This window comes from Altericista sp. CCNU0014 (assembly GCF_044923475.1).
Classification (GTDB): Bacteria; Cyanobacteriota; Cyanobacteriia; order Thermosynechococcales; family Thermosynechococcaceae; genus JAAURS01.
The window spans coordinates 573901-588904 of the sequence record NZ_CP137338.1 but is presented as its reverse complement, the minus strand read 5'-3'; the positions used below and the strand labels follow the sequence as shown (position 1 = coordinate 588904).

Here is a 15004-nt window from a genome sequence, read left to right as displayed (position 1 = left end):
AGCGCAGTTTTAAGCAAGCTGGACTCATTCCTATTCTAATCAAGCCAGCGACCGTACTCGTAAAACTATAAATAGCATCTATCGCTTCGGGCTTCAGCTTATCGCGCTTGGATTTTCTGAATGGGTCGGGCTAGTGGTAAGGGACTTTCTAGTTTTCCAGTCGTAGTTTTCTTTAATCACTTTAGCGGGGATTCCGGCAATCATTAGGTTGGGCTGCTCTACTTTACCTGTGACGACACTACCCATGGCTACAAGAGTATTGTCGCTAATCTGACACCCTGGTGCAAACCGTACAGCGCTACCAATGTAGCATCCCTCACCGATCGCAATATTTCGATCGCTTACTCCAGCACCATGAGTCCAAAATTGAGAGCCGCGCCCTGCAATCCATGAGTCTTTGCCTAACACAAACCGCCCAGCAAGATCGAAGAAATGAGCATCGGCAATTAGCGTATTCTCTTGCAAAATTAAGGCGCACTCATAACCACACTCCTGAAACTCAGCTTGCAGAACCCATTCTCCGCAGGCAAAGATATTATCTTTACAGATGTTTGCTCCTGACGAAATCTGTACTGACATGGGACCTGTAAACTTATTACCACATCCAATAGAAGCCCCTTCAATTTTAGCTGCAGCAGTCGCAATAATTGTGCCAATGCCAATCCTGCTGCGCCGGACCGTATAACCGAGTAGCAAGTTATACAAAATACACCGTAACCTATTAGTAGGCATGTAGCTGATTAATACTGCCAATCCATATCGAAGTAGCCGCTTCATAAAATCTATCTGCTAGAGAAACTTGTGACGCAGTAGTCAGATACATGTAGGAAATCTATCAACTAGTTTCTAGACATCAAAGTTGTTGGCAGTGTTGAAAGAATATATTGAGCTTTTACCTTTTGATGTCAATGAAGTAGGATAAATAATCTAATTTGCTGTAGTTTTAACACTATGCTACTGGCGATCGCTTAGTTGTTTTATCGAAGCTGCGGGCGATCGCATTCCAGGCAAATTTACGGTTCATCTGCGCGTCCAACGGGAGAGGGCGTACGGGAGACTCATCGCTTCGAGGTTCGGCTGTGGATAGCCAGGTATAGCGATCGCTGAGTCCCCAGGTCAATACTGCAATGACAGCGGGTTCTTCCAGCACAATGGAAAGATAGTCTTCATAGAGTGCGGCAATGCCGCGATCCCGCAACTGAATGTCAGTCGGGAAGGCTTTCTCTGTTACGTCCATTTCGGTAATCAAAATTTTGAGCCCCAAGTCGGCAACGTTCCGTAAAAATTGCCTCAGTTGAGCGGGCTTCAGCTTAGCTTTGCCCTCGCGGCCTAAATGCGCTTGAATGCCTAAACCATGAATAGGCGTCCCGCTATTTTTCAGGCGAGTTAACAGATTTAAAACCGCAGTGCGTTTGGCATTCGCCCCTGGAGTGTCGTAGTCTAACCCAAACTCGTTATAGACGAGCATAGCCTTTGGATCGGCTGCGGCTGCAGTTCGAAAGGCCAGATCGATATAGTTAGGGCCTAAGAAATTAAGCCAGGGAGTGTAGCGCAATCCATCTTCTCGACCCTCTTCTGGTTTTATAGCCTCGTTGACGACATCCCACGAATGAACAGCGCCTGCATAGCGGCGCACGACCGTCGAAATATGATCGACCATTATTTCCCGCGCGTTCAGGTTGTTCATCGTGCTTTCCACCCATAGGGGTAAAGCTTGATGCCACACTAAAGTGTGACCTCGCAGGCGCATGTTGTGGGTCCGCGCAAACTTAACAAGTACATCGGCTGGCTCGAAATTAAAGCGATCTGGCTGCACGCGGAGCATATCCCACTTAAACTCCCCGATCGACACGAGAATATTGCACTCGCGCGCGACGCTCTTGGCAAACTCAGCATCCTTCGCGAGCTGACTGCGCAACACCGCAGCTCCATAAAAAAGGCCTTTGCGAGCCGCGCGATCGCGCAGCGGAGCAGTGCCAGATACTGTAAAATCGCGCTGTAGAACTTGATTTTGCGCTTGTGTCTGCGCGTTTCTAAACTGGGATATCGCAGTAAAAGCACCGATCCCAGCCATCATTTCCAGTCCGAGGAAAATCGCACGGCGGCGACCGAGCGAGCGTTGCAAACGAATAGGCATAATATTACTCATATTTAGGACGTTAAGCTGAGGCCGTAACTCAAGCAAACAGGGTCTCGTAGGAATCTGCCATGGCCTTTAGCGAGAAAACCTGCGCTCGGCCCAACAGTTTTGCCTGCATTCCACGGGCCAGTGCGGGCGAGTCCAAAATCGTTTGGATGGCCTGGGCTAGCGCGACTGCATTATCGGCAGGTACAAACGAGCCCGTGTCGCCTAAAACCTCTCGCAGCGCTGGAATGTCGCTAGCAACAATGGGAATTCCAGCACTCATGGCTTCGACCAAGGCCATTGGCATCGCTTCGTAAAGAGACGGGAAAACAAAGACATCGGAGGCTGAGAAGAATCGTGCTACGTCTTCAGATGGCAGTTCTCCTAGGAAATGGACCCGATCTGCAATTTGGAGTTCGGTTACTTTTTGCCGCAGCGATTCTCGCAATTCTCCCTCGCCTAAAATGGCAAGGTGAGCCGTCTTGAGCGTCAGCAGCGACTCAATTAAAACGGCCTGGTTTTTCTGGTGAGCGAGGCGACCGACATTGAGCAGGAGCGGCACGTTTTCTGGCAACCCCCACTGTTTGCGGAAATTGGCAGCAACGGGGTCGGCTGTGCGAGTTGGAATACCGTTATAAATTTGCGTCAGTTTGCGACGATAGGCACTGGGATGCCGAACAGTAGATTGCACAACTGTTTTAGAAACAGCTACGTTGTCAGAATAAAAGGCGGTCGTGCCTAAGAACCAGTCTGCCCATGCCGCTACTTTCGGGTAAGTGTGAATGGGATTGTGCTGCACGGCAATCCGTTGCGGTACCCCGCACCATCGCGCGATCGCCTGTCCCATCACGTTAGCGTAGTGTGTGTGGGTGATCGTTACATCCGGTTGATGAATGGAAAGCTTAGCGTGCAGTCTGCGCGCAATAGTGAGGTAATCTAAGGCTTTAGGTTTTGTCTCAAACAGTACTTTCACATCCGGCAGGTGGCTGTGACTCGGACGCTTGAGGTATAAAAACCAAACCTCAGAATCATATCCTTTTTGGCGCAATGCTTCTGAGAGCAATACTGCAACGCGCTGGGCACCCCCAGCTTCCATTTGCGTGACGATTTGGACAATTTTCATTTCTGTTTCCCCCTTAGAAAAAGCAAATGTACAACTTAAGTTTCTGAAAGGCGGCCTTTAGCCCCCCGATCGCGGATGGACTGTACCAGCGCGCGGATTTGGCGGCGACCATCTTGGGGAATTAACCACATCCCTAGGTACAATGCCAGATCGATAGGTTTGGGACGACCGACCCAAACCGCTTCTTTTAGCAAAGGCCAAAATGCATGGCGATCGCCTTCACGAGCAGCGATCGCGCCTACCACCGTCATAATGAACGCCGCATAGGCTCGCGGTGTTACTAAAGTGCGAAGCTCCTGAATCCAGCTGAGGGAATACTGCCAATGATTTTTACTACTTACGCTTTTGCGTTGCTCCTCTGCATACCAAATCACCAAAGGTTCGCGCGCAAACTCAATGCCGACCCCTGGCACCACACTAGCTCTGATCAGCCAATCCCATTCGTGGTGCCTTTGCAAATCTGCCTTGAAGGGAATGCTCTGCAACAACTCCCTTTTCACAACCAGCGTAGAGGTTTGAATCATACCTTCACCGTGGAATAAAGTACTGCGAGCTAGCAAATACTCACTTACTGGCTCGAGCGGTCTTAAGGCACGCTTAGGCCAAACAAATTTGCCCTTAGGGGTAGTACCTGTGACATAGCAAGTCACAATGGGGAATCGATATTCAGAAGCTCGAGCAACCTGTAATTGCTTCTCTAATTTATGAGGTAGCCATTCGTCATCATCATCAAGAAAAGCAATCCATTCAGCTTGGGATTCGCAAAAACCAGCCTGTCGAGCACCAGCGCCTCCACGAGCAATCGGTAGTTCAATTATTCGAAGCCGCGAATCGCTAAAGATCGATAAAGCATGAGAAGTGTTGTGATCGATTCCATCGATCACAACAAGGACTTCAATCTCCTTAAAAGTTTGGCTAAGCGCGCTCTCTACGGCTCTCCTCACTAGCGAAGGTCGATTATAGGTTGGTATGACTACACTTATAGTAGGTTTCATTATTATTTCCCCTTAAATGAGATAAACAGCATGTATAGAGTCGGTAAAACTAATTTATTTATTAACAGGAGCGACAAAATTTTTATAAATAGCTTCTAATTCATGGGTTTGCTTACTTAAATTGAATTGGGTGCGAACTCTTTCCTGACCTCTTTGGCTACAGCGCTGCCAAACTTCTCGATCTTCAAGAAGTTTTGTAATGCGAGCTGACAGAGCTTTTACATCGCGTTCGGCAACCAAAAAACCCGTTTCTTCATGAGCCACTGCTTCAGGAATACCACCACTTACAGTGCTTACTACTGGCAATCCCATAGCCTGTGCCTCAGTAAAGACTAAACCAAACCCTTCTGCATCCCCTGATTTTGCAGTAATGCTTGGGACGCAGAATACCTTAGCTCTCTGCATCCAGTAACGAACGACTTCCGGTGTTTTTCCTCCAAGAAACTGGCAATTTATTGAAAGCTTTTTAGCAAGATCTTCAAGAAAGACACGCAATGGGCCATCCCCAATTATTAACAACCTTGCTTCAGGAAATTCTATCTTTACATTCAGCATAGCCCTTATTAAATATTCACAACCTTTCTTTTCAACTAGCCGACCGACAAACAAAACAATCGGTTCGCGCTGTATACATGGATCGGACTGAAATAGATTAGTATCTATACCTATATAATGGCGCACGATCCTCTCGGAAGGAAAGTTTTGTTCGATTAATTTACCTTTAATAAAATCTGAAACAGCAATAAATAAATTAGCTTCGCGCTTAAGTACAGCTCTACGCTTTAAATACAAGCATTGTGCGGTAGAGAAACTTACATATTTATCTTTAACCGTTATATCGTATCCATGAAATGTGACAATAAGAGGAATCGCTAGATTATTTGCCAATTTTAAGGCCATTGCACCATCTTGACCAAAGTGCGCGTGAATTAAAAGAGGATTTAATTGTCTTAATTGTTGAACAAATTGATACGAATACCTTCCCGTTCTCGAACACAGTCGAGCGAGGCGGCCTTCTAGAAATTCAGTTTTATTTATCAAAAAAGTGCGTGCTGGAGGAAGTGATAAGCCTGACAGTAGTTTAGAACCTACATAGTAAGGTGTATGAAATTTTAATGCTTCAGCCTGACTTCGTATAAAAGTTTCAGAGGATTGAAGAAGTAGATCGCGATAGATAATGATTGAACGATCTTTAGACATTAGCATAGCTTCTAATTTTGGCAAAGTTCTTAAAGAAAAAGCAGAAAGTTCTCAACCTAAAAATAAGTCTGATAAATATTCCTAAAGAAGAAAAATATTTTTTTACAAATTCTTTTGATTCTGGATCGACTTTTCTAATACACCAGTAAATACCGTTTCCAGTAATAAGAAGCTTGTCAGAGAATTTAGATAAAAATGAAAATTCAGACTTGATGCAATAAGCAGTTAGGATGAGAATCCTAGCCTTAAGATAGATCTGTTTGTCATTTAATGTAAGAGCATTATTTTCGTGTATATTTTGGATGGTCAACGCTTCATCAAGGAAGAAACCTTTACTTAAAGCAGATGCTATAAATTTTAAATAGTTATCGCTGGTAATTCTGATAGCTTCTGGCATAGGAAGAATTGTTTTCAAAATATCACGTCTGAAGCAGAGGGCAGATGTAGCAGAGGGAATAAATGGTAAATTCCCTCTGCGAATTTGCAGTCTAAAATCCCATATGCACGATGATAGATTACGATCACTTTTCATTAGTTCTTTTTTATTAGAATCTACTAACATAAGAGAATGAAAACACCATCCAATATCTTTGTTGGCTTTAAAGATTTCTACAATTTTTTCCACCTTTTGTGGCAAAAAATTGTCGTCAGAGTCTAGAAAGCAGATAATATCTCCTTTACTCACAGCATAACCTGCATTAAATGCTGAGGCTTGTCCGTGATTTTCTTTAAATACCGGAATAATATCATCTGTATAATTTCTAATAATATCTCTTGAATTATCTGTTGAACCATCATCGACAACAATTATTTCACAATAAGGATAAGTTTGATTTAATGCACTGTCTATTGCCCTGCCTAAAAATCTTCCGTAATTATAATTATTAATAATAATACTGACAATTGGATAAGCCATATTAATCCTTTTTATAACATAAAAAATTGATTCTTCAAAATGAAAAAATCATGCAATAATGCTTTAAAAGACTATTGATTCAAAATCATAAATTCTTCCTATAATCTAGAGATTTTCTAACTTAAGATGAAGAAAAAACAATTAAATTTATCCATTTATATTATTAAAATCATAATCTTTAGGCAGCGAATTTCTTAGTATCTTATGATTGCTACTTTCTTCCTTTTTATAATAGCTTTTTCTGACAAATTCATGCGAATCAAAAGTTTCATGAGTAGATAAAACTATAGTTACAAATATAATCCAAATACTATTTAGTATAACTATAGAGCTCTCAGTTAAATTAAACAATATCAGGAAAGTTAGATACATCAATGGATAAATTTCTCCATCAGATTTACTTGTGCGTACTAATTTGATCGACCTTAAGGCAACAGCTAATAAGGTAAGAGAGAATAAAATCAACCCGATTAAACCTAAATCTAGAACCACATCTAAAAAACCATTATGCGAGTGAGGAATTGCCCATTTTAATTCTGTCCATAAATCACCAGATTCACCTTTCATTCCACGCCAAAAACCTCCAAATCCATAGCCCAAAATAGGCCTAGATTGAATTTTTTCAAAAACAAGCATCCAGATATCCGTACGACCAGTAAAGGTTAAATCTTTCCCTAAAGCACCTGCAATTATTTCTGCATTACCTAGAAATAAAATACAAGTACCCGCAACTATTTGTATCGATATAATTAGAAAAGGTAGCGCTACAGTATAAGACCATCTCAATGCCTTATAAAAAGGAAATAGTATAATTAGAGTTATAAGAATTATCAAAGATGTTTTCGATGTAGATAATATGGTCAGACATATAGAAAGACCACATATAGAAAGGCCAATTAAACGAAATTGCTTGTTACTCAATGCAAAAAATGAAGAAATCAGAGAGGTCAAAACCATCGTTCTTCCTAAGGTATTTTTATGGTTAAAAACTCCACGCCAAGCACCTTCGTGAGTAGCATTCTCTGGATTTACAATGTTTCCCATTCCCATAATTCCGTAACCTGGAAGTGCTAAGCCAAATACAAGACTAAGTAACGTGGCAATTCCAAACGAACACAAAAGCAAATTTAACTGATCCTTTCGGGAATAACGCCCAGCAAGATAAATTCCGAATGTAGTCATCTGAATAAGTCTTATAATAAATCTGAGCGTTGCAATTGGAAAATCAGACCAGAAAATTGAAGTAATTGATATGAACAAAAACAGCCATAAAAATTTCTCTTTAAGCAAAGGTTTAAATATATTTTTCCGATAAAAAATCAACAAGAATAAAGTGATTATCTGAATTATATATGGAATATATCTTAGAAATATACTTGGCCAAGACACCCCCTGTTCAAATAAGACAGGTAGTATGACATCTGAGAAAAATAAAATAGAGAAAACGGAAAAAATGCTTTCAATTGCCTTTAGTAAAGTCAAGGCTTAATCTCCCTTTCGAGAACATATACGTGCTTATCAGTTTTTAGAAAACTTATTTTTTATTTGGTACTCTCCAGGAATCTGTATTTGATTTTTATATATAAAAATAACAGTTATCCATAGTCCTAGCATTAATAATCCATCAGAGGCTAAACTAGCCCAAGCTGCACCTTGAAAAGAGTATTTGGGAATTAACCAGAAATTTATTAAGACATTAAATATTGCAATTGATACTTGCATTGCACTACGAATTCCTTGAAATCCAGCACCAGTAAGAGAATCTGCTGCCAAATAGTGCATAGATTTAAGGAATGGGATGGGTGCCAGCCATCGAAGTGCCTCCACAGTACCGGCATATTCATTACCAAAGACTAGCTGAACAACTGGCGCGCCGTAAAACAAGCCTATCCCAGCTGCAATTCCATACAATCCTGCTGACGGTGTTAAACGTTTTGCAAGAACCAATGAACCTTTGATACCTGAAGCACCATGTTGGAAGAATTCAGCATATGCAGCTCCTAGTAGCGAGCGAATGGGCACAAAGGCTACATCTATTAGGCGATATGCTGCTGCATAGACTCCTGTTGCTTCTAGAGAAGATAGACTGGCCAACATTGTCTTATCTACATCATTATAAATAGTTTGAGACGATAAACCTAAAGAAAAGTAGAATCCCTCAACAATCTCATGCTTAATAAGCCCTAAAGATAATTTAGGCGATCCTAAGAAACGCTGAACGGTGTAAATCCCAACGAAGGAACACGCAATCGTACCCACAAGATAAAAACATGTCCAATCTAAAGCATTCGGATTATCAAAAAAACTAACTAGTGCAAAAGCAGCAAACAGTCTTGTTATACCTTGAAGTATGCTCAACTGTGCTGTTCTACTCAGCCATAATACAGAACTAAAAGCTTGACCAGCCGTATCTATAATTCTAAAAAATATTAGATCCGTTATTGCAGCCATCAAAACTAAAGATTGTGAAATAGTTTTGGGCAAAAGTATAGGTGAAATTGAGACAATCAAGATTATCAGGGCAATCCCTGAAACCAAAATCATAAATAAGGCATTACCCCAATATGCACTAAATAAAGCTCTATTTCTAGATACATTTTTGATAAGAAGATGACCACTGCCTAAGCTTGCAAAAGGAGCCACAATTGAAACTATTGAAGTCGCACCTATAAAAGCACCATATTGTTCTGGTCCTAAAGCACGAGCAATAATTATAAAGTAGCCTGCTTGTAAAATTAGCCGCCCTCCATTGGAAAGAAGCATCCAGAGAGTATTTTTCACAAGAGAGTTTTTTCTGGACTCATTTTCTAAGCGTAGATGATTCTCCAATTTCATTTAACTTATTTTTCTAAAAAAAATAGCATACATATCAGGTCAAAAATTTTCGCTCTTTGTTGTTTTCCTTTATAGACACATACACAAAATAATCCATAGCTCAATAAAGAATTAAAAATAGAAATATTTGAAGAAAACTTTAAAGCAAAACGCCTCAAAACGAACTCGATCGTAACGGTATAAGTTAGAGTAGATTTTAAATTTTGAGATAATCATCTAAACTTCAATTTTCTGATTCGACACAGAAAAGCTGGACTGGTAGCTTTTTTCATAGTAGAAATAGCTATTAGGTTCATGTTGAGGAATAATTCTATTGACAACCATGCCAAGAACTTTGTGCTCTAACTGACTCAAGAGTTCTCTTGCAGAAACAGCATCATTAGAATTAATAATCCCAGGCCTTGCAACTACAATAATTCCATCTGCTATATTACCTAAAATACGTGCATCATTTACAGAAAGAAGAGGAGGAGTATCGATAATAACAAGGTCAAATTCCTGAGAAAATTGTTGTAATAGCGAAGACATTCTTTTTGAGTCGAGCAGCGAGCCAGGATTTGGTGGCATTGCTCCTGATGTGAGTAAATACAAGCCATCCTTGTCATGATGGATAACTTTTTTAGAATCGACTTGCCCAACGATGAGATCGCTTAAACCGTAAGGCTGTGATGTTTCCCATATTCGGTGTTGCATTGGACGACGCATATCACTATCAATCAACAAGATCTTAAGTCCTTGCTGTACCATAGTTAAGGCAAGGTTTGCCGCAACTGTTGACTTGCCTTCTCCAGGGATACAACTTGTTACTACAATTGTCTTCAATTCCGAATCAGTGTTCATAAACCTTAGATTTGAATGAAGCATTCGGAAGGCTTCACAGATAGGAGAAGAGGGAAATTTCTGAACGATTAACTGTGGAACTAGCTTTCCATACTCTTCAAAAACAGAGTTATCATGCCCTGAGAATTCAAAGCTTGGAATTACTCCTAATAATGTGTAATTAAATTTCTCTCTGGCCTCCTTGACTGTTTTAATTGATTTATCTCGAACTTCCAACAGAAAGGTTATTGCGACACCAATCAACCCACTGCAGAATATACCTAAGCTAAGCTTGAGTAAAATCGGCTTTATTCGAAATTTTTTAGGTATGCTTGCATATTCAATAATTCGAGCATTACCATCGCTCTGGTTGATGGCAATTCGGATTTCCTGAGATTTCTTTAAAAGCATAGAATAAGTAGATTGTGATGCTTCAAGCTGTCTTTCAAGCTCTCGCTGCTTTTGCTCTAGTCTAGGTAAAGTATTGATTCTCTTTAGATAAAGCTCTTTCTCGTTGCCTAGAGAGCTGAGCTGCGCGCTCAGAGCTGCGTTGTCAGCTTGTACCTTTACGAAATCATCGAGAAGAGTTTGCTTTACCCCCCGATACTGCAGTTGACTATCGCTGAGTTTAACCTGGACATTAACAGCCTGCTTAATTCTATTTTGAAGTAACTCTTTTAATGTATTAACTTTATTAGTTAATTCAATAATAATAGGATGCTGTTCGCTATAACGATTGAGCGCAACGGCACGCTGACTTTCGGCTTGTTTGAGTTCGCCGATTACTTCTTGTACGGGTTGCGTTTGATTCAGCGAGCTCATCTGAAGTGCGTTTCCAGAGGTAATACCCAACTGACGTTGAATGTGCTCGGAACGAGATAAGGAACTCTTTAAAGCAGTGCGAGACTCACTCATTTTTTGATCGATCGTAGATACCGCTGCTTCGGTAGACCGTTTCTCTTCATTTAGATCGGAAATTCGGTTGACTTCTTTGAATTTGCGTATGGCATCTTCCGCCTTACGAACGGCAACTTCAGTAGAAGGAAGCTGCTGACTGACAAACTTACCAGTCATTAAAGCTTTTGAACGATCGATCAAAATACCATTTTCGACATAAATACTCATTAATTTATTTACAACTGCAGCCGCTTCCTGAGGCGCTTTACTTTTATAAGTTATTTTCAAAAGATCGGTACCCCTGATTTTTTCGACGGTCAATTTCTTTTCTAAAAATGTTTCAGGTTCAAGAGGTCTTCCCTTTTCATCCTTAAGCTGCAAATCTTGAATCGTTCTTTGAGCAATAGGTAACGAACGGATAATTTCCATTTCATTAGAAACTGGATCGCTACTACCGACCGAGTTTAATTCACCAATTTCTTTTCCTGACTCTGTCAAAGAAGAGGTAGAGTTTCTCTTTTCTAATAAAATTTTTCCGCTAGTTTCATAACTAGGGCCTTGAATAATTATTAATAATACAACTGCTGAAAATATTGCTCCTGCACCAGCCAGAGCTGGCTTCCCACGTCGCTTTACGATAGAAAGCAAATTTTGCAAATCAGATGCAAAGCGTTGAAACTCGGATGTAGATTCCATGGTACCTCGCATAGACAATGGGTATGTGTTCAGAAAAGGTATTGAATCAGAATTTTTATTAAAAAAAGGAAGATAAAAAATCTGTGATAATGCTTCCTTTATGTTTTATTCATAGAGAAAATAGATTGCCATTCAGGCCAAATCTCACTGATAATTTTCATATCCTCAACGGTTAGATGTTGACATGCGCTTTCTGCCTTATCACTACTAACTCCCATTTGAATTAAAAGTACTCTATACAAATCTTTGAATCTATCGATATTCATTCAACTCTCCCTATAACTTAAAATCTAGGATGGCAACAAACAAATTTAAGAAACCGAATATTTGACCTAGTCTACTGGAAACTAATCGGGGTTGCTCAATCGTTCAACGATTAGACACCTAAAATCCTATACGAGCCGAGGAAACAAAACCATTCTAAAATAGACTTTCGAACTCACTCGAAATATCTTCTCTCGCAGAAATTCTTAAAGGTGAATTTTGAAATTTGGCAAGCGTAATTTGCAATAAAAATGCCGGATTTCCTAATATATATCGAGTCATCAATCGTTTAGGTTCTCTTACTAAGCGGAACAACCATTCAAGGCCAATATTGGATAAAATTTCAGGACATTCAGGAACAATTCCCGCTAGTCTATCGATGACCGCACCACCTAATAAAATGGAGTTAACATTCAGTTGTTTTTGATATTTTTGAACCCAATACTCTTGGATAGGCATTCCCATACCAACGATAAGGACATTAGGTTGAATTTTATTTATATCAGAAACAATTTCAAGGTTTTTTTCTTTATCGTTAACAAAGAAATATCCATGATGTCCGAATATTTTAATGTTTGGGTACTGCTTTTTGATATTGTTTAATGCCATTTTTAGATTTTCATCCTTGGCTCCTAACAGGTAAACAGAAAAACAGTTATTATTACAATGCCTTAGTAATTTTGGCATCAAAACTGAGTAAGAAACTCTATAGGCATGAGGGATACTATAGCCCATAAAACGCAAAGCATAAATAATACCGAGTCCGTCGCAATGAGCGATGTCTGCTTGCTGAAGAAACTTGTAGAACCATGGAAATTGTATAGACATGTTAAAACTGTGAACGTTATAATTCGCTACAGTTATTTTTTCATTATTTTCACAAGATTTATGAATCATTCGTATCAATGAGTCAGTAGTAATACATGTGATTTTTCGCCCCAACAAATATGCATTGTTTGTTGGAAAGCTTTTAAATTTACTATCGATCGTCTGTAAATTTTTGGAGTTCATTGCATTATCTCAGGCTAATATTTTTCTTTTACAAATGAATTAGGCGTAAGGAATTTCAGACATCCAAAAACACTTTAGCGAGACTTATTAAGGTCAAACAACCTTAATTTTTGATTTTAAAATTAAAGTTTTTTTTGCCTCGTAGCAAATAAGTTTCTGTAGCATTAAGCCTATTAAAATGCAAATATAGTGCTAGAATATCTCCTCTTTTTCAAGAGAAAATTTATAGATTTCTAGCTAAAAAGATAGGCGAAGTTAGCTGCGCCATAATGATTTGCACAGCGAGATTTGAACGCGTGAGAAATTGCCTAGCCGTAATAGCAAAGAACCTTATACCTTTGCGCATACAACACAGCTTTAGCTACGAATAACTTAGCTATAAGGCCGTCGTAGCTAAGCACTTATTCAGAAAGCAGAGAAATGTACGCAGATATTCTTCTGACACCCAGAGTGGCAGAATGTAGCTCGAAACCCTCAGCCGCCTGAGTTTCATCAAATTACATTGAAATCGTAACTTTAGAAGACAGTAACCGCTACGCAGCCGTCTGAAGTGATACGTCATTCAAACCTTAGGTGCTCAATTGCAACCCGATCGGCTTTCATCATTCAGTATTGCAATGGAAACTACGAAGCCAAACAGCCTAGTCTTGTAGAGTTCTAAGCTACACCATTAACTTCGAAGAAAATTCTCTCATATCTTTTTTTAGACTGAGCTTGGCAGGACAGTTTACTTTTGTCTTTCACAAAAGTGCTCGTTTTCGACACCTGCTCATTTAATGATGAGTTCATAATTCCCCCCGGAACTTTTAAGTCAAAACAAAAAGAGAAAATGCAGCTTTATTTCTTGTTCGCACTACAGTAATATTTCACGATTGACATGACTTAGTTACTTAGATCTTCAAATCCTACATTTTCGGCTGTGGTACTCAATGCCTAAACGTAAAACTATGAAGCGAACAAGGCCCACTAAACAAATATTAACACCACGGAAGTTGTGTGTGTGTGTTTTGATATACATTTTCCGTTTTTAGATCGGCAAGCTTCTCACACAATCGCTCAAATCAAGTCCTGCCATCCTCTTTAAAGTTTAAATATACTTCTATGTATTGAACGTCGCGCCGTAATGCTGTGGGTGATACTTCACTTTTGCGTTCGCCATCATTGGCCTTGGCGTGTCGGGCAACTCAAATGACGAATTGCGCGATCGCCGCTGCAACAGTATCAGGCCGTTCTAGGTGGGGCACGTGACCGCAGTTTGGCACCCACATCAGTTTACTTTGACGAATAGCGCGATGGAATTTAGCTGCGTCCTTTGTGCCGAGAATGCGATCGCACTCTCCCCACAAGATCGATGTTGGCACCCGAACTTCTGTAAGTCTAGCCTTGCACGAGCGATACCCGCCACTGCGCGTAAACGAAATCAGGGATTTAGACCAGTTCGGGCGATCCAAATGGAGGGCCGCGCACGTCCGAGCATCGGGGGACGCAAAGGTTGGGTTGAAATAGGCCTTCTCGCTAATTTTCTGGCGGACGGATGGCTTTTTGAGAAATCCCTCTGTGACCCAATTGCCCAGAGAATCGGACAAGAACCGACCCATTGCAGGCCCGCCACCATAACCCGCACTATCGATGAGAACCAGCTTCTCTACAGCCTCAGGAAACGCAAGCGTAAAGGAGATCGCTGCGGCCCCGCCCATTGATGCTCCCACCAGCACGACCGGACGTTGGATTGCAGTCTGCCAAAATGAGTGCAAATGCGTCTCGATATTAGCAGGCGATACATCAAGACCGTCGGGACGTTCTGTAAAACCAAACCCCAACAGATCGATCGCCCAGGTCTGCGCGTGCTGCGCTAGGAGCGGTAGCAAGCGACGAAACTCCAGTACGGAGCTATCGAAGCCATGGAGCAGCAAAATGGGTGGCGACCCCGTGCCTTGCCGTACGTACGTCGTCTCTATGCCTTCCGGTCTAAAGGGGACGGGAATGGAACGCGATTCTATGGCCGCCACCATTGCAATTGAAGTAGGCTCTGTCAAACCATCGGTTGAAATGGGAGATAAAACGGGAAGCATATTCGGCCTTGGGTGACTCTAAGAAAAAGTTATCCTATCTGAAGGACGCAT

At 40.8% G+C, this 15004-nt stretch carries 12 protein-coding genes and 1 pseudogene; all 13 read right to left on the bottom strand.

Going from position 1 to position 15004, the window contains the following annotated elements; genetic code table 11:
* Positions 1–93 precede the first annotated feature (93 nt).
* Positions 94–777, bottom strand: a complete 684-nt coding sequence (locus tag R6H26_RS02905) for an acyltransferase (protein ID WP_404788165.1) — start codon at positions 775–777, stop codon at positions 94–96.
* A gap of 172 nt (positions 778–949) precedes the next feature.
* On the bottom strand, positions 950–2137 hold the full coding sequence (locus R6H26_RS02900) for an endo-1,4-beta-xylanase (protein ID WP_404788163.1): 1188 nt from the start codon (positions 2135–2137) through the stop codon (positions 950–952).
* A gap of 40 nt (positions 2138–2177) precedes the next feature.
* The gene (locus R6H26_RS02895; RefSeq protein ID WP_404788161.1) at positions 2178–3248 is read right to left on the bottom strand and encodes a glycosyltransferase family 4 protein; all 1071 of its coding nucleotides are present in this window, start codon (positions 3246–3248) and stop codon (positions 2178–2180) included.
* Between the two features lie 35 nt (positions 3249–3283).
* Positions 3284–3772, bottom strand: a complete 489-nt coding sequence (locus R6H26_RS02890) for a hypothetical protein (RefSeq protein WP_404791479.1) — start codon at positions 3770–3772, stop codon at positions 3284–3286.
* Between the two features lie 102 nt (positions 3773–3874).
* Positions 3875–4243: pseudogene (locus R6H26_RS02885) on the bottom strand (glycosyltransferase family 2 protein); the annotation flags it as partial.
* Positions 4244–4297: 54 nt separating this feature from the next.
* Entirely contained in the window at positions 4298–5443 is a 1146-nt protein-coding gene (locus R6H26_RS02880) for a glycosyltransferase (protein ID WP_404788159.1), read from the bottom strand.
* Positions 5436–6359, bottom strand: a complete 924-nt coding sequence (locus R6H26_RS02875; RefSeq protein WP_404788158.1) for a glycosyltransferase family 2 protein — start codon at positions 6357–6359, stop codon at positions 5436–5438. Before R6H26_RS02875 ends, R6H26_RS02880 begins: the two co-directional genes overlap by 8 nt.
* Positions 6360–6506: 147 nt before the next feature.
* Positions 6507–7841, bottom strand: a complete 1335-nt coding sequence (locus R6H26_RS02870) for an O-antigen ligase family protein (protein ID WP_404788156.1) — start codon at positions 7839–7841, stop codon at positions 6507–6509.
* 36 nt (positions 7842–7877) lie between these two features.
* Positions 7878–9140 carry an oligosaccharide flippase family protein gene (locus R6H26_RS02865; RefSeq protein ID WP_404788154.1) on the bottom strand — a complete coding sequence of 421 codons (1263 nt, stop codon included), beginning with the start codon at positions 9138–9140 and terminating at the stop codon, positions 7878–7880.
* 270 nt (positions 9141–9410) lie between these two features.
* Entirely contained in the window at positions 9411–11606 is a 2196-nt protein-coding gene (locus R6H26_RS02860) for a GumC family protein (protein ID WP_404788152.1), read from the bottom strand.
* Between the two features lie 98 nt (positions 11607–11704).
* Positions 11705–11872 carry a hypothetical protein gene (locus R6H26_RS02855; protein WP_404788151.1) on the bottom strand — a complete coding sequence of 56 codons (168 nt, stop codon included), beginning with the start codon at positions 11870–11872 and terminating at the stop codon, positions 11705–11707.
* A gap of 154 nt (positions 11873–12026) precedes the next feature.
* The gene (locus R6H26_RS02850; protein WP_404788149.1) at positions 12027–12881 is read right to left on the bottom strand and encodes a WecB/TagA/CpsF family glycosyltransferase; all 855 of its coding nucleotides are present in this window, start codon (positions 12879–12881) and stop codon (positions 12027–12029) included.
* Between the two features lie 1184 nt (positions 12882–14065).
* A complete protein-coding gene (locus tag R6H26_RS02845; protein ID WP_404788147.1) occupies positions 14066–14953 on the bottom strand; it encodes an alpha/beta fold hydrolase in 888 nt (295 codons plus the stop codon).
* Positions 14954–15004 lie beyond the last annotated feature (51 nt).

Excerpts from the sequence above, each read along its gene's own strand:
- R6H26_RS02880 (WP_404788159.1), bottom strand. The coding sequence starts at position 5,443 with ATGTCTAAAGATCGTTCAATCATTATCTATCGCGATCTACTTCTTCAA.
- R6H26_RS02895 (WP_404788161.1), bottom strand. The coding sequence starts at position 3,248 with ATGAAAATTGTCCAAATCGTCACGCAAATGGAAGCTGGGGGTGCCCAG.
- R6H26_RS02855 (WP_404788151.1), bottom strand. The coding sequence starts at position 11,872 with ATGAATATCGATAGATTCAAAGATTTGTATAGAGTACTTTTAATTCAA.
- R6H26_RS02850 (WP_404788149.1), bottom strand. The coding sequence starts at position 12,881 with ATGAACTCCAAAAATTTACAGACGATCGATAGTAAATTTAAAAGCTTT.
- R6H26_RS02860 (WP_404788152.1), bottom strand. The coding sequence starts at position 11,606 with ATGGAATCTACATCCGAGTTTCAACGCTTTGCATCTGATTTGCAAAAT.
- R6H26_RS02905 (WP_404788165.1), bottom strand. The coding sequence starts at position 777 with ATGAAGCGGCTACTTCGATATGGATTGGCAGTATTAATCAGCTACATG.
- R6H26_RS02845 (WP_404788147.1), bottom strand. The coding sequence starts at position 14,953 with ATGCTTCCCGTTTTATCTCCCATTTCAACCGATGGTTTGACAGAGCCT.
- R6H26_RS02890 (WP_404791479.1), bottom strand. The coding sequence starts at position 3,772 with ATGATTCAAACCTCTACGCTGGTTGTGAAAAGGGAGTTGTTGCAGAGC.
- R6H26_RS02900 (WP_404788163.1), bottom strand. The coding sequence starts at position 2,137 with ATGCCTATTCGTTTGCAACGCTCGCTCGGTCGCCGCCGTGCGATTTTC.
- R6H26_RS02875 (WP_404788158.1), bottom strand. The coding sequence starts at position 6,359 with ATGGCTTATCCAATTGTCAGTATTATTATTAATAATTATAATTACGGA.